We start from the raw sequence: 19,229 nt of genomic DNA on the forward strand, positions 1-19,229 counted from the left end.
GGTACAAAAAATCAAACTTCAACCTTCCTGGTAACCTTGTATGCCGACTTCCATGAATCAACAAGAAAGCCAATCTTCCCTGATCGAAGAAATCCATCTGCGTGATTATTTGCGTGTCATGTACAAGCGCCGCTGGACGATCATTGCCTGTTTCTTTTTGATCGTCGTCTCCGTGGGTATTTACACTTTCACGTCCACGCCCATTTACAGAGGCACGGCAACGGTGATCATTGAAAAGGACAATCCCAATGTTCTTTCCATTCAGGAGATCATGGCCGTTGATTCGTCCGGGACCGATTATTATCAGACACAATATAAGATCATTGAAAGCCGGTCCCTTGCCAGAAAGGTCATTTCCAAACTCAATCTGGCTGAAAGCGAGGAATTCAATCCCAAGCCCAAAGATGACTTCATCTCCACAACCAAACAAAGCATCAGGGATACGATCACTTCGTGGAAAAAGTTTGTTAATGATTTATTGGTTACAGATGACAAGCTCGCGACTGAAGAAATCGATTCAGACCTCGCCCTGGTCGATGCCTTTACCGCCCGGGTAACGGTTGAGCCGATACGCAACAGCCGGCTTGTCAAGGTGAGCTTTGACGCCAAGGATCCGCGTATGGCAGCCAAGATCGCCAATGCCATTGCACAGGCCTATATTGAACAGAATCTCGAGAACAAGCTGGACGCGGTACAGAATGCGGTCTCATGGCTTGATGAGCGCATTCAGGAAGAACGGGCCAAGGTTGAGCAGGCCGAGTTGAAATTGCAGCGCTACAAGGAAGAAAACTCCATTATCACTGGATTTTCTTCAGACAATGAAAACATAACCGCTCAGAAACTTGCTGAACTCAATTCCCAGGTGATCGAGGCGGAGGCAAAAAGGGTCGAGGCGCAGACACGCTATGAGCAGACCAATCGATTGCTCAAACAGGGGGGAATGGTCGATTCCATACCTGAAATCTTGAATAGCGAACTCATCAGGTCCATCAAGCAAAGCGAGGTCGAGCTTTCCAAAAGACTCTCGGAATTATCCAAGAAATACGGTTCGAGACATCCTCAGATCATAGCGGTGAAAGCTGAACTGCAGACTCTTGAAAAACGCCGGACCATTGAAATCCGCAAGGTGATCAACTCCCTTAAAAGTGAATATGAAGTCGCACTCGCTCGTGAGCAGTCTCTGAAGGTATCCCTGGGCAAGCTCAAGAAAGAAGCCCTTGAACTGAATAAGAAATCGATCGAATTCGGCGTCTTGCAGCGTGAAGCCGAGAATTCGCGGGAAATGTACGAACTTTTGATCAAGCGTTTCAAGGAAGCTTCGCTCACCGAGGATATCAAGGCCGGTAATATCCGCATCATCGACAGGGCCGAGATTCCTGATACAGCTGTCAAACCCAAGAAGAAACTCAACCTCTTGCTTGGCCTCATTGTGGGTCTGACCCTTGGAGTGGGACTGGCCTTTTTTCTCGAATACCTCGACAACACCATCAAGACCCCTGATGACGTCAAGAAACTTTTGAAGATTCCGTACCTTGCACCTGTACCTGAATTCGAGTTCGATCAGACCGGGAGCGCGTATCCTGAAATCATAGCCTACAATATGCCCAAATCAACGGCCAGTGAAGCCTACCGGGGGCTTCGAACCAGTCTGCTTTTTTCATCGGCCGGAAATCCCCCCCAGGTGCTCATGATTACAAGCGCAGGCCCAGGGGAGGGTAAGACGCTTACCTCGGCCAATCTGGCCACGACCATGGCTCAATTCGGTTCCAAGGTCATTCTCATCGATTGTGACTTGCGGCGTCCCCGTCTGCACCGGGTCATGAAGATCGATCGTGAAAACGGCATTTCCAACATCCTTGCAGGCAGTCAGGACCATGCAAGTCTTATCCAGCATACAGAGATCAAAAATCTCGATGTCATTCCCTCGGGGCCAGTACCTCCCAATCCCTCGGAATTGCTTGGCTCGCTGAGAATGCAAAAGCTTATCGAAACCCTTCGCAAGCATTATGATCGCATTATCATCGATTCCCCTCCGGTGACCGCTGTAACCGATTCTACCATGCTTTCCAATGTGGTGGACGGGGTCGTCCTCGTTGTCCGTGCCGGAGAGACCGCCAAGGACGTCGTTGTCAACGGTCTCGACAGCCTGCGCTCTGTCAAGGCCAAGATATTGGGTGCTGTTTTGAACGGGGTGAATATCGGCAAGGACAGCTATTATTACTACCAGTATTATTACTATTATTACGGAGATGACGGGGCCAAGAAGAAAAAGAACAAGCGCAAGAAACGTTCGACCAAGGTGTATGGCGAATATTCCTGATGTACGACACCCATTGCCATATTCTTCCCGGTATTGACGATGGACCAAGGAGCCTGGATGACTCACTGGCCATGTGCGCCCAGGCGGTCGACGACGGCACCCGGGGCATCGTGGCTACGCCTCACCATGCCAATGGTCTGTACACCAATCCCAAGGATGCGGTGGTGGCAGCCGTTTTAGATCTCGCCGGCGAGATCAGGCGTCATAAGATCGAGCTTGAGCTTTTTGCAGGGACCGAGGTTCATCTGCACAGAGATCTCTGCAGCGGTGTCGCCCAAGGGACTTTGTGTACCTATGGAAATTACGGCAAGGCCCTTTTGATCGAGGCTCCCGCGCAAATCCTTCCCGATCATATCCGGGATGAGATTTTTGCCTTGAAGCTCGCCGGCATAACCCCTGTTTTGGCCCATGCCGAACGCAACCAGGGGGTGCAAAACGATCCCCAGCTCGCCCTCGATCTTGTGGAGATGGGTTGTCTTGTTCAGGTCACGGCCATGAGCGTGCTCGGTGATTTTGGCCCACAACCGGAAAAGACGTCCCATCTCTTGATCCGGGCGCGGGCGGCCCATATAGTTGCAAGCGATGCCCATTCACCGAGAAGTCGTCCTCCCAGGCTGTCTGCCGCCCTCCAGGTGGTTGACAGCCTTCTTCGTGATGATCCCGGATTTCAGCGACTCTTTCGTGATATCCCAAGGGCCTTGGCCATGGGCGAATCGCTGCCGGAAATTCCTCTTCCCCACAAACTCCTCCAGAAAAAGAAGAGGTTCTGGAAGTTGTGGGGCAAGTAGGCCTGGAAGTGGGCAATTACCTGTTTTTATTTTTTTTATGGCAGACTTTCACGAGTAAGGTACTAACAACCTACCTCGCTTTTTCCTCTAACCCCTGTATCCTCTATGTTCACTTATTCTGATCTTACCGAAAAAAAGACAGCTGTGGCCGTTATCGGACTGGGCTATGTCGGTCTGCCCCTTGCCGTGGCCTTTGCCGAGCATTTTGATGTCATCGGTTTTGATATCAATGCAGGCCGGGTTGGCGAGCTCAGGGCCGGAAAGGACCGAACCCTCGAGGTCGATAACGAGCGTTTGCAGCAGGCAGATATGGAGTTCACCTCGGATCCCACGGCCATCGAGCGGGCCGGGGTGATCGTGGTGGCCGTACCCACGCCCATTGACAAGAACCGGCGTCCCGATCTCACCCCGGTTGTCGGTGCCTCAACCGTGGTCGGAAAACATCTGGGCAAGGGAAGCATTGTTGTCTATGAGTCCACGGTGTATCCCGGGGTGACCGAAGACATCTGCGGGCCGATTCTTGAGAAGGAATCCGGGCTGGTGTGCGGCAGGGATTTTTTTCTCGGCTACTCGCCTGAACGGATCAATCCCGGTGACAAGGTGCATACCCTGCAGACCATCACCAAGATCGTTGCCGGCCAGACGCCTGAGATCGCCGATTTGCTCGGAAGATTTTACGAAACAGTGGTCACGGCCGGAACGCACCTGGCCTCTTCCATCAAGGTGGCCGAGGCAGCCAAGGTCATCGAGAACACCCAGCGCGATCTGAACATCGCGCTCATGAACGAACTCTCCCATATCTTTGCCATGATGGGTATCGATACCCTCGAGGTGCTCGAGGCCGCAGGGACCAAATGGAATTTTCTGCCCTTCAGGCCCGGTCTCGTGGGGGGGCACTGCATCGGGGTCGATCCCTATTACCTGACCTTCAAGGCCGAGGAACTCGGGTATCATCCCCAGGTCATTCTTTCGGGCCGGCGGATCAATGACTCCATGGGCGCCTATGTGGCCCAGACCATGGTCAAGAAGATGATCCATTCCGCCTGCACCATCAAGGGGGCCCGTGTCGGGGTCATGGGACTGACTTTCAAGGAAAACTGTCCAGATCTCAGAAATACCCGGGTTACGGATATCATTGCCGAACTTAAAGAGTTCGGGTGCGAGGTCCTGGTTCACGATCCCTATGCCGATGCTTCGGAGGCCATGCAGGCATACGGGATCAACCTGCAGACTGGAGAGGATTTGAGAAACCTTGACGGATTGATCATTGCCGTGGCCCATGACGCCTATAAGAAACTTGGGCTCGATGATCTAACGGCCATGTTCAAAAATGAAAAAAAAGTCGTTGTGGCCGATATCAAGGGAATTCTCGATCGTAAGAAGGCCAGAGATCAAGGTCTCGAGGTGTGGCGCTTGTAGGGGTGAGAGATCCATTGCACATGAAGGGCTGATCTTGGGATTTTCATGCGGGGACGATGATGAAAAGATATTATTGGCCTGGCCTGATGACCGTACTGCTTGTCGGATTGCTTGCAATGATGGCATCGCTTGTCCCCCAGCCACGAATCATTGCCTTTCTGGAAAACAAGAGCCTTGATCTGCGCATGGAATTGCGAGGGGTGCAAAGGCCTCCGGGAAGCGTGGTCATTGCCCTGATCGATGAGAAGAGTATCGAGGCCCTGGGACGCTGGCCATGGTCGCGGGAAATCTTGGCCGTTTTAGTGGACACGCTGCGTGAGGCTCAGGTAAAGGTCCTTGGTTTTGATGTCCTTTTTGCTGAATCCGAAGTCAAACCAGCAACAACCGTTGTTGATGATCTGATAAACGAGTACATGCAGCAGGTTCTTTTGACCGACAACCCTGAAAGTCAGATGTTCTTTGATCGCTTGATGCAGGCCAGGGCCTTGTCTGATCCGGATCAGGTCTTCGCGTCATCGTTGCAGCAATTTGGCAAGGTTGTGCTGGCAATGGCCTTTGTGGATACCGCTACCACCCATGGTCATTGTAGCGGCCCGCCCGAGACCCTCTTGGCAAGTGCCTATGGTTCGTCAACCTATGAACAGAAAAGTCCGCTCCAGCCCCGATCCTACCCGTACACCATCCTTCCCATTCCTCGTTTGGCCCACAGTTCAAAATACCTTGGTTTTGTCAATACCCTCATCGATGACGACGGATTCATCCGCAAGGAGCGCATGGTCATAGCTCATGACGGTCTTTTTTATGCGCCCCTCGCGCTCAAGATATGTCAGGAGTATCTAGGGATTTCTCAAGAAGATCTGATTCTTGATAACCGGGAAATCGTCTGTGGGGACAAGCGGGTCGGATTGACCAGAAAAGGATTTGCCTATCTGAATTTTTACGGGCCCAGTGGAACCATTGATTCCTATTCCGTGATCGATATTCTTGAAAAAAAGATTGCCCCCGAGATGTTACGCGAAAAGATCGTTCTCATAGGGGGAGCGGCTGCAGGGATGGAGGATTTGTGGGCCACTGTCTTTGATCCCACCTTTCGAGGGGTTGAAAAGCAGGCCACAGTCGTTGAAAACATGTTACATGATGATTTTTTCGTCCATGCCAAGTGGAATGCTCTTTTTATAGATTGTTCCCTGATCGTTGTCGCCATGCTTGTTTTCTGGGCCATCTATGCGTTGCGGCCCATGTATCATTTTTTGGTTTGCATATCCCTTGTGGGGATCTCGTTTCTGTCTGTCTATTATTTCTTTGTCACCCATAACATGATCGTTGATTATACCTATACGTTTTTAGCGATCATCGGGACCTACCTGCTTCTCACAACCTACCGATTTTTAAGCGAAGAACAAAGCAGAAGGTTTTTGCACGCCACTTTCTCGAGCTATATTTCGGAAGATGTGATCAACGATCTGTACAAAAACAACAAAAAACCGGAACTCGGCGGGGAGCAGCGAGACATCACAGCCTTTTTTACAGACATCGAAGATTTTACCGTTTTTTCGGAGATACTTAGTCCCCGTCAGCTTGTGGAGCTTTTGAATGAGTATTATTCTGAAATGACTGATATTCTCATCAGTGAAAAAGGGTGCCTGGATAAATACGAAGGTGATGCCATTGTGGCCTTTTTTGGTGCCCCGCATAACCTGCCGGATCATGCCTATAAAGCGGTCTGTACTGCGGTCAAGATGCAGAAAAAATTGAAAAAGCTGCGAGAAAAATGGAAGCAGGAATACGATCTGACCTATTGTGACAGGAATACGAAGCAGGTTTGTGAAAACAGATGGCATGAAAACTACAAATGGCCCTTTTGTGTTCACGAAATGTCGATGCGGATCGGTATCAATTCCGGGGAGATAGTTGTAGGCAACGTGGGCAGCAGTACAAGGATGAACTACACCATGATGGGAGACGCGGTCAATCTGGCTGCCCGGCTGGAATCGTTGTGCAAGGAGTACGGGGTGTGCATTCTCGCAAGCGAGCACACCATGCATGCACCTCTTAGGGACGGGAACGGCGTCGAAAAACAGGTCAAGGACATGTTCTATGTGCGCATGCTTGATCACGTGGTCGTTGTCGGGATGAGTCGACCTGTGGCCATTTATGAGGTTATTGACTTTTATTCTCAAAAAAATCTACAAATAGAACACATGATTGTATGGTTCAATCGTGGTTTCAAGGAGTATACAGCCCGCAACTGGGACGCAGCCCTTGCAGCTTTTGGCCAAGCTTTTGAAATTGAAAAACAATTGTATGACAGTCATTGTCCTTCAAAAGTTTTTATGGATAGATGCGTCAGTTTCAAAAAGAATCCTCCTGATTCTGCCTGGAAAGGGGTTCATGTTCACACCAACAAGTAACAGGGGAGTCCGGAATGGTCGTTCGATTGGTGTTCATGCTGTTGCTGCTTATTCCTTCGATTGCCTTGGCAGATACCCAGTCAATAGCCGTTTTGAGTTCATTTTCCGGGAAGGTTATCATAAAAAACAAGGGAAAATGGGGGGTGGCTCCGGTCAAGGGGCTGCGTATCCACTCCGGTGACAAGGTGGTTACCCAGAAGGGGTCGGCAACCCTTGTTTTTGACGATGAGAGCAAAATGGATATTGGCACCTATTCCAACGTGACCGTGGTCCAGCGGACCATGGACACGGATCGCCACGTCGATCGCCGACTCAGGCTCCTGGTGGGCAAGGCCAAATATGAACAACAGCATGATCCGACCCGCAAGACGACCCTTGTCAGCCCCACGGCCGTGGCTGCGTTGCGGGGTTCCAAGGCTGACGTTGTTACCGATGGAAGGGACCAAACCTGGTTTCGCCAGACTGAAGGTACAAGCGATAAGATAGGTGATCTCAACCAGGATGATCCCCTGCCCGAGTCTGATCCTGCCTGGGCCACACGCTCCAGGGTTCAACAATTGTCACTTGATGCTGAACGGGCGGCCAGGGAAGCAAGAAGCCAGGAGCGTGATCTGCAACCTGCAGGTCCTGACACCCCCCAGGCTTTACAGGCCAGCGCACGCCGTTTTCAACTCGGCATCGTGAGCCAGCAACGTTCTGTTGATCAGATCGAGGCGGAGGGAAGCCTTCTTAGCAGTCATCCTGATCCGGATGTGGCACTTCCCGCCAGGGGATATGTAACTTCTGCCCAGAATGCCAGACAGGGACTTCAAAACAGGCAGGGAGAGATAGCCGAAACCATGAATGCGATTCAAAGGGCTCAGGCAGAGATCGCTGCATCCGGGGCTGTTGCGCAACCGGAAACCATCACCGTACTGATCGGAACCGTTGGACAAAACCGATTGCAAACCGAAGGAAGCGGGGCGGAATTGACCGCCCAGGGGGTAGAGGCGACTTTTCGACTTGATCCCCCGGAAAACGTCAATCGCATACAAGAATCCGAGCAGCGCTTCGACCAACTCAGCGAGGCCATGAAAGGGCACCTGAGTCTGATAGAAAAGGCGAGTTTAGAATTGGCTGGCGGCAAACTTACCCAGGCAGAACAGGAAGCCGCTGGCTTGTCGTTGCAGATTGCGACTTCGACGTCTTCAGCCTTTAAAAATGCCGCTACAGCCCTTGTGGCTTCTGGTGCCACTGTTGCCGGTGGGGATGATGCATCCATACAACGCGCTGGTTTGTATGCTCAGAGCGCGTTAAGGCAGGCTGAAAAAGCGAATGAAGTTTTGACCCTTGCCCAGCAAGCCGGCCAGAAGGCGTCCTCTGATGATGCCACCGAACAAGCCGTGGCCCTCAATGTTTTACGGGGCGCTGCAGCTGCCTCCAAAACCAGCGAGACCGTTTCAAAGACCTATGCGGTTGCTGCAACGACCGAGACCATACCTAATGCTTCCAGGGAAGCTGTTGAGCAGCTTGTTCAGGAAGCCGGTCAAGCTGAAGGGTTGGTCGATGCGATCATAGCATCCTCTCAGACCGCCCTGGCGGAAAATGACCTCGAAAGCGCACAGGCCGCCCAGCAGCAGGCCCAGAGTAATCTCGATGCCATCGAAGAAACAGTGATCCCGGAAGTAGAACGGATCGAGACTGATCTTGAAATGCAAAAGCAGCAGCAGGAAGCCGCAGAAGACGCAGACGATGCTGATGAAAAGCTAGAAGAAGGGGTTCAAAACGAGGCTGACCCGAACGAGCAGATAGAGGGGCCGCAAGATCCTGAAACCCCTGACTTTGACGATGATTTTGATGACGATGATGATGGCGATGAATATGAAACGCCTACAAGTCCCTCTGCGTGAGGGAAAAATACAAGAGACTTGGTTGTATTTGGCTTGTAGTGTTTCGTAAAAATCGAATGGATAGCATGTAAGCGGACGTTTAATGTACCTTCACAGGGGGTATTAAGCGTCCGCTTATTGCGTTACAAAGTATTTTTTATGAGTATCTATTGAGTCATAAGGGATCGTTTGTCCTCCTACCCCGTTGAAGTTACAGGTTTTTTTATACACATGCGCATTCGCACAGGAAAATTTTAAGTGTTTGATGAGACATCCGGTTTCATGTTTTCCACTGGATGATAACATTTTGATTGCATGGTAAATAATGTTTTCTCGCTGCGGTAATCGTTTATATTTTCCGGTAATTCTCAAAGAGGTTACATATTTTTCCTTGAAAGCTATCACCGGGTACCCCGTTGATTTGACCGATTTTTTATCACGTGAACGGGTGCAAGGTAGGGGCAAACCCCCATATCAAAAGAGATGCTCCCCGGGGGGTGCTACGTGTAGGGAAGTAAATAACACTTTGTATTTCAAGATAATTTTTTTTGAAGATACGTATTTTTATTTGATCTGAAAAGCCCAAACCCTACCGTGCCACAAGGCAGAAGGTAGGGTTTCTTTTTTGGGGGTATGTGGGTATGGGAATGGTGTGTGCTGATAGCTGCTCGTGATTTGGCTTCTTTTGTTGTATCGGTTTTTGGACCTGAGATCTTTGGTCGAATCTGTATCGCATTGAGGAATGACATGCTTCGTCAGTTATTGAATAGAAATCTGTATCTTGTTCTGGGTACGGATTTACTGGTTTTTAGCCTGGCCTTGATTCTTTCCTTCTGGATCAGGTTCGATTTTGAGCCCGAGGCGCAGTATCTGGTCAAGATGTGGGCTCTTTTTCCCGTGATGGTGCCGGTGAAGATTGCAGTCATGTTCATCTTCGGCCTGTACCAGGGGATGTGGCGGTATACGGATATTCGTGATTCCTGGGCCTTGCTCAAGGCCGTTGTCATCTCCGAGATCACCTCCATTGCCCTGTTGTACATGCTTGGGTATTTCAGCGGGTTTCCCAGGTCCATTTTTCTTATCGACGGGGTGCTTTCCTTTGTTCTGGCCGGTGGAGTGCGGGTGGCCGTCCGGACGTTTTATCTGCACAGGGGAAATTTTTCAGCTGGTGCCCTGCTGCCCGGAAAAATCTATGTCAGGCGGTGTCGTGATCTGCACCGGGTCCTGATTGTTGGTGCGGGCAATGCCGGGGAAAAGGTGCTTAGAGAGATTATCGAGAATCCCGAGCTGGGATACCAGGTTGTGGGATTTTTGGATGATCGCGGCGACAAGCAGGGCAGGAGCGTGCACGGGGTGCCGGTTTTGGGAACCATTGACGATGTCACCCGGATCGCGTCGGAGCAAGGGGTGCATGAAATACTCATCGCCATTCCCACGGCCACGGGCACGCAGATGCGTCGGGTGGTGGGGGCGTGCAAATCAGCGGATATCAGATACAAGACCCTGCCAAGCATCGGCAATCTCATTGACGGATCTGTATCCATCAATCAGTTCAGGGACGTAAGCTACGAGGATCTGCTCGGCAGGCAGCCGGTTCGGCTGGAGAACGCCGCTATCTCGGCCTATTTGACGGACAAGATTGTCATGATAACCGGGGCGGGTGGCTCCATTGGTTCGGAACTGGTTCGTCAGGTGATCAAATATGAACCCAAACTCGTTATTTTATATGAACGGGGCGAACATAATCTCTACTCCATCCAGATGCAGATGGAGTATGAGATGCACTTTACACGATATGTTCCTGTTCTCGGCCGGGTCCAGGATCAGGTTCTCATGGACAAGATCATGAAGGTCTATCACCCCGAGGTGGTCTTTCATGCCGCAGCCTACAAACATGTGCCCATGGTTGAATGCAACCCCTGGGAGGCCATCTACAACAATATTTGGGGTTCGCATGTGGTCATGGAGACTGCCGAAAACAACCGGGTGGACCGCTTTGTCCTGGTCTCCACGGACAAGGCTGTCAGGCCGACCAATGTCATGGGTGCGAGCAAACGGGCCACTGAATTGCTGATGCAGTCACGGCCAGGCGGGCATACCAAGTTCATGGCGGTGCGCTTTGGCAACGTGGTCGGATCGAGCGGGTCGGTCATTCCCCTTTTCAAACAGCAGATCAGGCAGGGCGGGCCGGTCACCGTGACCCATCCGGAGATGACTAGATACTTCATGACCATCCCCGAGGCCTGTCAGCTCATTATCCAGGCCGGCACCATGGGTAGGGGGGGAGAGATCTTCATTCTCAAGATGGGTACTCCGGTCAGGATAGCAGATATGGCCAGGGATCTGATCCGGCTTTCAGGCAGGGAACCTGAACTTGATATTCCCATTACCTATACAGGGCTTCGGCCCGGTGAAAAGCTCTTCGAGGAATTGATCACCCATGGCGAGGGGGTCGTGGATACCGAGCATGAAGAGATCATGGTCCTTCGCCCGGAAAACGACGGCCAGGTTCTTGATCCTGGATACCGCGAGATTCTCATGTGGCAGATCGAGGAGCTCATTGCCAAGGCAAAAGAATATGATGCCGCAGGTATCAAGGACAAATTGCAAAATATCGTCCCGGAATATTCGCAGAAAAAAACGGGATGCGTGCTGGTTCTTGAGGAAGGCCGTTGACGGGTGATTGTCAAATCGCATCTGAATCATTATACTTACAACCTTTAACGGCTCCTTTGCAGCCTTTTTCAACCCTCAACGGCTCCCAAGGAGCCCCTTGATGCGTTTTCTTCTTCTCTTTATCCTTGTTTTTGCACCGATTCCCTTTGGTTCGGTGCATGTGTGGGCCTACAGCGCGATCAACATGACCGTTCTGGGGGTGGGGCTTTGGTGGTTGGCCTCCCTGGGTCGTGATTTTGTTCGCAAAAGCCCCCTCCCTTCTCTGGCCTATCCAGCCACCTTGCCGGTGGCTCTTTTTTTCGCCCTGGTCATTTTTCAGCTCGTCCCCCTTCCCCTTGCCTGGATCGGCGTTCTCAGTCCAAAGCCCTTTGATATATACCTGGCCGTCAATCAGGCAACAGGTATAGACCGGGAGTTTGCCACCTTGTCCCTGGTGCCCTTTGAGACGCGTCTGGCTCTGGTTCAGGGGGTTGTCTATGTCCTTTTATGCTATCTGGTTCAGGGGGTGTTTGTCTCTCGAAAGCATGTCATCGCTATGGTGCGGACCCTGATTGTCATTGGGGCGGTTGTCTCCTTGTATGGACTTTTTGAGAAGCTAAGCGGACACAATCATATTTTGTGGTGGAAAAATGTCTGGGCCGGTCGTTCGTTTCGGATCTTCGGAACATTTATCAATCCCGACCATTTTGGTCTCTATCTCGAACTGATTGTACCCTTGTCCATGGCGTATGTGTACCGGTCACGATTTCACAAGAGTTCACAGGTCAAATCTTCAAAACGCAGGCAAAAGCTCTTTCGGCGCATCCTGGATCTGCTCCAGGACGAGGAGGCCCATGCCCAGAAAACCGGATTGCAGCTTTTTTTTACGGCCCTCATGCTCGTGGTGCTGGTGATGACCGGTTCGCGCGGGGCCATGCTGGGAATCGCAGCGGGATTTGCGGTCATGGCCGGACTCGTTTTTGTAAAGACCCGGCGCAAGGGATTTGGCGTTCTCCTGCTCGTGGCGATTCTTGTCGCTGGAATCTATGGGGCCCGCATTGGGTTGGATCCGGTGATCGAGCGGTGGCAGAAGACAGAGATCCGTATGAATGACGTGCGGCTCGGATTTCTCAAATCCGCCTGGCCGATGATCAGGGATTATCCCCTGTTTGGTACCGGTCTAGGTACCTTTGAAGAGGCCTATCCAGCCTACAAACTCTCCGCATTGGGACAAAACAGGGGGTTGACCCATCTGCACAACGACTGGGCTGAAACCCTGACCGATACCGGGGTGCTCGGCCTGATCTGTGTGGTCTGGGCCTATCTGGCCTTGCTCGTCTGGCTTGTCAAAAGATGGATGCGCCAATCCTCCACCCTGGCCATGGCCGTGGGACTCGGGGCCATCGGCGCGTTGACATGTGCCGGAGTGCATAGCCTGGTTGACTTTGGCCTGCGCATGCCCGCCAACGGACTGACCCTGGCCGCCATTGTCGGGTTGGCGATCGCGGGTATGCATACGAAGGAAAGAGAGCGTGTTAAGGGGAAAGGGTTAAGGGTTAAGGGGTAAGGGGGAGCTGGTTTGTTCATTTTTAGCTGGGTGAAAGGGTCATGAAGAAGTTCCTGAGTTGTTTTTTCTGTATGTGTCTGGTCCTGATGGGTTGGGTGGGCGGTGTACGTGCATCGGTCAATCTCATTCCCAATCCGGATTTCACTCAAATCGCCGACGGCATTCCGCAAGGATGGGAGCCTGGGAATTGTACCGTGCCTGAGGTGAGCAAAAGTGTGTTCAAGGTGGTTGATTCGCCCAACAACAAGGATCGGTATCTGTATATCAAGGGTGGGGAGGACCGGGCCGGATACTGGCAATGTCAGGTGGATAAGATTCTTCCCCATACGGAGTATGAATTCGAGATCAGGATTTTCAGAAGCAAGGCGATCAACAAGATGTATCCCCAGGTGGAGGTTTTCGGGCAGCGCTTTTTTCTCGATCAGGTCTGGTTTTCCAAACGGGTGCACACGATACGATTGCGGATCGATTCCGGATCCGTATCCGGACAATCGACCATTCGCCTGATAAACGAGTTTCCCACGGGATTCTGGTTTACCAGGCCAAGCCTGGTGAAAGCGAAAAAAACGAGGTCGGAAGCCGGGAAGACGGAGATCGAAAGTCGGAGGTCGGAAGTCGGGAAGACGGAAGACGGAAGTCGGAAGTCGGACCTCAGACCTCAGACCTCCGACCTCGGACCTCGGACCTCCGGCCTCAGGCCTTTCCCTCTGGGTCTTTACGGAACATCTGTTGATGACCTGGATACCATTGCCGGTTCGCCGTTTAATCTGGTTCGGGTGCCCGGAACCGTCGAGGCTGTGGGCAAGGCGCATGCAGCAGGGCTTGGGTGTTTTGTTCGCTTGCCGCATGATGCGAAAAAGCTTGCAGAGGTGATCGAGGATTTCAACCAAAGCGGGGTCGCATTCGGTCCGGACGATTATTTGTATATCGATGACGAGCCTGAACTTCGCTCGATTGCTCCTTCCACACTTATCGAGCATCGGCGCCAATTACACAATGCGTGGCCCAATACCCTCGGGATCATGGCCAATGTGCGTCCCCAGTGCGTGGCAGATTACCAGAAAAGCGCAGATGTGTTCATGATGGATCAATATCCCGTGCCGAGTATGCCCATGACCTGGCTTGCAGACAGTATCGATGAGGCCCGGGATCTGGCAGGACCTGAAAAAGAAATTTGGGCCATTATTCAGGCCTTTGGCGGAGATGCCATGGCCAGGCACGGATGGCCTGTTTTTCCCTCCTATGAGCAGATGCGCTGTTTGACTTTTTTATCCCTGATTCATGAGGTCAAGGGCATTTTGTATTATACCTACTCCCACGTTAAAAAAGAGGCCTCGCGGCAAGCCGGTCTCTGGGATATTGCCAATCAGGTTCGCAGCCTCGAACCCTGGTTGGTCGATACCGGGGGCGTACATCGTTTAAGCGTGCACATGACATCACCCTTTAGATGCGATGCCGTGGGAAGACCCGCCGTTCAGGCGGGATTGATGCAGCATGGGGATAAAACCGTGATCATGGCCGTGAACACCATCGATCGTCCTGTTGATGCGATTATGAGCGGGTTTCCTTCCGGACTTGTCTATGTGGATGATCCTTTTGATGAAAAACGCTTTGTTGTGCGTGAAGGCACCGTGAAAACTCATTTTGCCCCCTGGCAGGTGCGCATCTTTGTTGCCGGAAATGTGAAAAAAATGATTTTCAAGGGGAAAAGGACTGCACGACGCTCCTGGAAACAGGCTGCTTTGGCCCAGGCTCCCCTCAAGGAATCGGGGCCATGGTTTTAATACCTTACTCGCGAAAGTCTGCTATAAAAACAAAAAAATTCCATAACCGATTGAACTTAAAACCTAAAACCTAAAACTTAAAACTGCGGCTTGGCCGCGTTAGACCTGTGCGGAAATAGTAGTCTTACAGGTACCTGAAGGTGTCAGGTGAAACGCACAACCTGGACCTGCGTCGTCAGCTTTTTGGGATCTCGTTGTATCCCGCCATCTCACATCCTGGTTCTGAATTTTTCCATCCCTTGTCTTCATCTGCTGTTTTCTTCGGTTCATTTTTGCTTTCGGCCCTTGCCTGAAAGTTTTTTGAGAATCCATGCGACCGGGATTTCATCCTGGTTCTGGTTTGCGTGTCACTGCGTTTGGGGATAGAAACCGTGTTGCTTTCTTCGCTTCAACCATCCAGCCAACCGGAACCTTTTCATGATTCACCATACCATTCTCGATACCCTGGGCCAGACCCCGCTTGTCCGCATCAACCGTTTGAATCCAAATCCTGCAGTGACCATCGCTGCCAAGATGGAGGTCTCCAATCCCGGTGGATCCATCAAGGACAGAGTGGCCCTGGCCATGATCGAGGATGCGGAAAAACAGGGCATCCTGACCAGCGACAAGACAATCATCGAACCTACCTCTGGGAACACGGGAATCGGGTTGGCCATGGTCTGTGCCGTCAAGGGGTACAGGCTCATGCTGCTTATGCCTGAATCAGCCTCACAAGAGCGCAAGAAGATCCTGCGCGCCTATGGGGCGGATATCAGGCTGACACCCGGCCATCTGGCAACGGACGGTGCCATCGAGGAGGCCTACCGTTTGGCCAGGCAGGAGCCCGAGACCTATGTGCTCATGGATCAGTACAACAATCCGGCCTGCATCGAGGCCCATTACCGGGGAACCGGCCAGGAAATCTGGGATCAGACCGAGGGCAGAGTGACGCATGTGGTTGTCTGCCTGGGAACCTCGGGTACGGCCATGGGCATCTGCAAGCGACTCAAGGAGCTCGATCCGGCCATTTCTATCATCGCGGTGGAGCCCTATGCCGGTCACCGCATTCAGGGACTCAAGAACATGCAGGAATCCTATCCGCCGGGGATCTATGACAAGCATGTCCTGGACCGGATCATCCATGTGGACGATGAAGACGGGTTTGCCATGTGCCGGGACCTGGCCCGCAAGGAAGGGATTTTTGCTGGGATGAGCAGTGGAGCTGCCATGGCCGGGGCGGCTCAGATCGCCCGGGAGCTGACATCCGGATTGATCGTGTGCATCCTGCCTGACGGCGGAGACCGCTATCTGTCCACCTCGCTTTTCACCCCCCCGGCCAAAAAGGGAATCGGGTTGTTCGATACCCGCACCCAGGATCTGGTCTATCCCACGGCTACGAACAAGACCCTGGGGCTGTTCACCTTTGGCCCGAGTCTTGAGCGGATAAGCGAGCTCGAACCCTGGAGGCGGTTGGTTTTGCTGGATGTTGTTCGCCGCTATATGGTGAGCAAAGGCGGCAGTGCAAAGGTCGTGGTCGGGCTTGCCGATTATGATGACCGGACGGTTCTCGGGGCCCGGGAGGCGCATATCTCCCGTGAAAAATTCAGCCGGATGCGCATGGAAAAACTGGCTGAGCAGGCAGCCTTGCTTGGGATCGGCCAGGAGACCGTGTTTGAACCGGCGTCCAGTCATCTGCCCGGTATGATCGGCTTGTGCGATAAACTGCTCGAAAAGGGGCTGGCCTATGAAAAGCTTCGGTCCGTGTATTTTGATATCATGCGCGACAAGGATTACGGGGAGTTGAGCTGTATTGATTTAAACAAGTTAAGCCTTGGCAAGACCGTTGATCTTACGGATTACGTCAAGGAAAATCCCCGGGATTTCACCCTGCTCAAACGGGCCACCTTGCAGGATCTCAAGGAGGGGACCTGTCTGAAGACCAGATGGGGCAATGTCAGGCCGTCGTGGTATCTGCAGATGGCAGGTATTGGGACCGCGCTTCTTGATGAAATAGCTGTATGTCTTGCCGGGACCAATCAGGCCTTTCCCCATCTGGAAAATCTGCGCTCCATCTGGGCGGTCGAGCGCAAGGCCGGGGTCAAGGCATGGATGATTTCCCACCCTGTACAGCGCAAATCCCTTGAGTTTTCCCTCTGTGATATCGAGGAATGTCTCGCTCTGGGGATTACCCCCTTTGCGATCCGGATGTGGCTTCTTTCAACCTCCTATCACAAACCGCTGGTAGCCTCCCGGGACAATCTGATCATGTGGCAGCGCAATTGGAATCATGTCCAGGATCTCGTGGTCACCCTTTCTTCAGGGGTGTTTGCTGACCAGGCCGGGGGGGACGCAGCGATCAAGCAGGCTCTGTTCGATCTCAAACAGGGATTTGGCGATGCCTTTGAAGCAGATCTTGGACTCCATCATTTTTGGCCCGAACTGCTCAGGTTCTGCAAGACCATCAACACCCTGCATGCAGCCGGCGATTTGAACCGCGCCGGGGCCATGGCCTGCAAGGAGCAATTGGAATCCATGGACAGGGTCCTTGGAATCATTGATTGGTCCATGATTCCGCTCGACAAAGCTGCCTATGGTGAAGAGATCGAGTCCCTGATCCAGAAACGCGAACATGCCCGGCAGGCAAAGGATTTCAAGGCCGCTGACACCATTCGCGAGCAAATAGCCCAGGCCGGATTTCGTATCGTGGACGCCCGGGAAGGGGTGAGGGTCTATCGGGGAGGGCGATTTTAGGTGGTAGGGAACGGATGATCCTGCAATAAAAAAGTGGAGACCAAGTTAAGCCAATTTTTGATATGACATTTTTCTTGAGGTCAGTCCCCGGCCGGGCTAGGCTGCAAGCATACTGCGTTTTTATAGTTTCCGGAGGAGATGATGAAGAAGCTGCCCATCGGCATTCAGACGTTTGAGAACCTGATCGAGGAAGGGTATGCCTATGTGGACAAGACCCGGTTTATTGCTGAGATAGCCGCTCAGAATAAATATTATTTTCTTTCCCGCCCGCGAAGGTTTGGCAAAAGCCTTTTATTGAGTACGCTCAAGTCCGCTTTCGAAGGTAAACGCGAGCTGTTTCAGGGGTTGTACCTCTACGACAACTGGGACTGGGAGCGTGTACATCCTGTTGTGCATATCAGCTTTGGATCCGGGGTGATACGATCGGTACAGGATTTGAAAATCCGTTTTGGTTCCATCCTAGAAGACCATTTCGAAGCCTATGGCCTGAAGACGACAAAACAGGACCTGCGCGAGATGTTTCTTCAACTCATCCGTCTGCTGGAAGAGCAAACAGGACAAAAAGCCGTAGTTCTTGTGGATGAATACGACAAACCGATTTTAGACAGTATTCACAAGCCGGAACTGGCCGTGGAAATCAGGGAAGAGCTCAAGAACTATTATTCCGTTTTAAAGGACAGTGACCCCTATCTGCGGTTGGTGTTCATCACCGGAGTCTCCAAATTCAGCAAGGTATCGTTATTTAGCGGGTTGAACAATCTCAAGGACATTACCCTCAGTCCGGAATACTCCGCCTTGTGCGGCTACACCCAGCAGGATCTGGAAACGGTTTTTGTCGACTATCTTGAAGGTATTGATCTTGATGAGGTTCGCACCTGGTACAACGGCTATAACTGGCTGGGCGAAAAGGTCTATAATCCCTTTGATATTCTGCTCTTTCTGGATTCTCGTCGTTTTTCCAACTACTGGTTCGAGAGTGCCACCCCTACCTTTTTGCTCAAACTCCTCCAGGACCGAAAATATCCGGTTCCGGAATTAAACAATCTGCGGGTGGGTGAGAGTCTTTTGGGCAGCTTTGATGTAGACCACATCGAGGTGGAAAATCTGCTCTTTCAAACCGGATATCTGACCCTTGACGGGCAGGAAACCTTAGGCGGCATGAGGCGCTACACCCTGCGCTATCCCAATCAGGAAGTTCGTCAAAGCCTGGCCGACTATATTTTGAGCTATTTCACCACCACCCCGGTCGTGCAGCAGAACAACGCCTTTGCCCTGTATGAAATCTTGGAAAGCAATGATTTCGATCGGCTGCATGAGCTGTTTTATGCCTTTTTCGCCTCCATTCCCTATGATTGGTACCATAAGCAGCAGACTGCAGGGTATGAAGCCTACTACGCCTCCATTGTATATTGCTATTTCGCCGCCACAGGAATCGATGTGCACCCCCAGGTACACACCAACAAAGGTCGTCTCGATCTGGTGGTGTATTTCAAGGACCGTGTCTATCTGATAGAATTCAAGGTCCTGGAACAGTGCGGACCGGGTCAGGCCTTGGAGCAGATCAAGACCAAAGGATACGCAGAGCAATTTGCCGGACAGGACGTCTATCTGGTGGGCGTGGAATTTTCCAGTAAGGAGCGCAATATCACCCAGTTTGTGTGGGAGACCCTGGTGAAATAGCGCCCTG

The 19,229-nt window shown here is 51.9% G+C and carries 10 protein-coding genes; all 10 read left to right on the forward strand.

Annotated elements, in window-relative coordinates:
- Positions 1–52 precede the first annotated feature (52 nt).
- The 10 genes from ACTVJH_RS09295 to ACTVJH_RS09340 all read left to right on the forward strand — a co-directional run bounded on the left by ACTVJH_RS09295 (position 53) and on the right by ACTVJH_RS09340 (position 19,222).
- A complete protein-coding gene (locus tag ACTVJH_RS09295; protein WP_455989682.1) occupies positions 53–2,320 on the forward strand; it encodes a GumC family protein in 2,268 nt (755 codons plus the stop codon).
- A complete protein-coding gene (locus tag ACTVJH_RS09300) occupies positions 2,320–3,108 on the forward strand; it encodes a tyrosine-protein phosphatase (RefSeq protein WP_455989684.1) in 789 nt (262 codons plus the stop codon). Before ACTVJH_RS09295 ends, ACTVJH_RS09300 begins: the two co-directional genes overlap by 1 nt.
- A gap of 105 nt (positions 3,109–3,213) precedes the next feature.
- Complete coding sequence (locus tag ACTVJH_RS09305; RefSeq protein ID WP_455989686.1) at positions 3,214–4,527, forward strand: nucleotide sugar dehydrogenase; 1,314 nt, start codon at positions 3,214–3,216, stop codon at positions 4,525–4,527.
- A 116-nt stretch (positions 4,528–4,643) separates the two neighbouring features.
- Entirely contained in the window at positions 4,644–6,938 is a 2,295-nt protein-coding gene (locus tag ACTVJH_RS09310; RefSeq protein ID WP_455989688.1) for a CHASE2 domain-containing protein, read from the forward strand.
- 14 nt (positions 6,939–6,952) lie between these two features.
- A complete protein-coding gene (locus ACTVJH_RS09315) occupies positions 6,953–8,827 on the forward strand; it encodes a FecR domain-containing protein (RefSeq protein WP_455989690.1) in 1,875 nt (624 codons plus the stop codon).
- A 726-nt stretch (positions 8,828–9,553) separates the two neighbouring features.
- The gene (locus tag ACTVJH_RS09320) at positions 9,554–11,482 is read left to right on the forward strand and encodes a polysaccharide biosynthesis protein (protein WP_455989692.1); all 1,929 of its coding nucleotides are present in this window, start codon (positions 9,554–9,556) and stop codon (positions 11,480–11,482) included.
- Positions 11,483–11,582: 100 nt separating this feature from the next.
- Positions 11,583–13,028, forward strand: coding sequence for an O-antigen ligase family protein (locus ACTVJH_RS09325; RefSeq protein WP_455989694.1), 1,446 nt, complete (start codon positions 11,583–11,585; stop codon positions 13,026–13,028).
- A 41-nt stretch (positions 13,029–13,069) separates the two neighbouring features.
- The gene (locus ACTVJH_RS09330; RefSeq protein ID WP_455989696.1) at positions 13,070–14,812 is read left to right on the forward strand and encodes a hypothetical protein; all 1,743 of its coding nucleotides are present in this window, start codon (positions 13,070–13,072) and stop codon (positions 14,810–14,812) included.
- 417 nt (positions 14,813–15,229) lie between these two features.
- Positions 15,230–17,542: a cysteine synthase gene (locus ACTVJH_RS09335; protein ID WP_455989698.1), complete on the forward strand. Its 2,313-nt coding sequence runs from the start codon at positions 15,230–15,232 to the stop codon at positions 17,540–17,542.
- A gap of 138 nt (positions 17,543–17,680) precedes the next feature.
- The gene (locus ACTVJH_RS09340; protein WP_455989700.1) at positions 17,681–19,222 is read left to right on the forward strand and encodes an AAA family ATPase; all 1,542 of its coding nucleotides are present in this window, start codon (positions 17,681–17,683) and stop codon (positions 19,220–19,222) included.
- Positions 19,223–19,229 lie beyond the last annotated feature (7 nt).

The sequence above is a fragment of the Desulfoplanes sp. PS50 genome, assembly GCF_053851535.1.

Coding starts and splice junctions, on each gene's coding strand:
- ACTVJH_RS09295 (WP_455989682.1), top strand. CDS start 53: ATGAATCAACAAGAAAGCCAATCTTCCCTGATCGAAGAAATCCATCTG.
- ACTVJH_RS09300 (WP_455989684.1), top strand. CDS start 2,320: ATGTACGACACCCATTGCCATATTCTTCCCGGTATTGACGATGGACCA.
- ACTVJH_RS09305 (WP_455989686.1), top strand. CDS start 3,214: ATGTTCACTTATTCTGATCTTACCGAAAAAAAGACAGCTGTGGCCGTT.
- ACTVJH_RS09310 (WP_455989688.1), top strand. CDS start 4,644: ATGATGGCATCGCTTGTCCCCCAGCCACGAATCATTGCCTTTCTGGAA.
- ACTVJH_RS09315 (WP_455989690.1), top strand. CDS start 6,953: ATGGTCGTTCGATTGGTGTTCATGCTGTTGCTGCTTATTCCTTCGATT.
- ACTVJH_RS09320 (WP_455989692.1), top strand. CDS start 9,554: ATGCTTCGTCAGTTATTGAATAGAAATCTGTATCTTGTTCTGGGTACG.
- ACTVJH_RS09325 (WP_455989694.1), top strand. CDS start 11,583: ATGCGTTTTCTTCTTCTCTTTATCCTTGTTTTTGCACCGATTCCCTTT.
- ACTVJH_RS09330 (WP_455989696.1), top strand. CDS start 13,070: ATGAAGAAGTTCCTGAGTTGTTTTTTCTGTATGTGTCTGGTCCTGATG.
- ACTVJH_RS09335 (WP_455989698.1), top strand. CDS start 15,230: ATGATTCACCATACCATTCTCGATACCCTGGGCCAGACCCCGCTTGTC.
- ACTVJH_RS09340 (WP_455989700.1), top strand. CDS start 17,681: ATGATGAAGAAGCTGCCCATCGGCATTCAGACGTTTGAGAACCTGATC.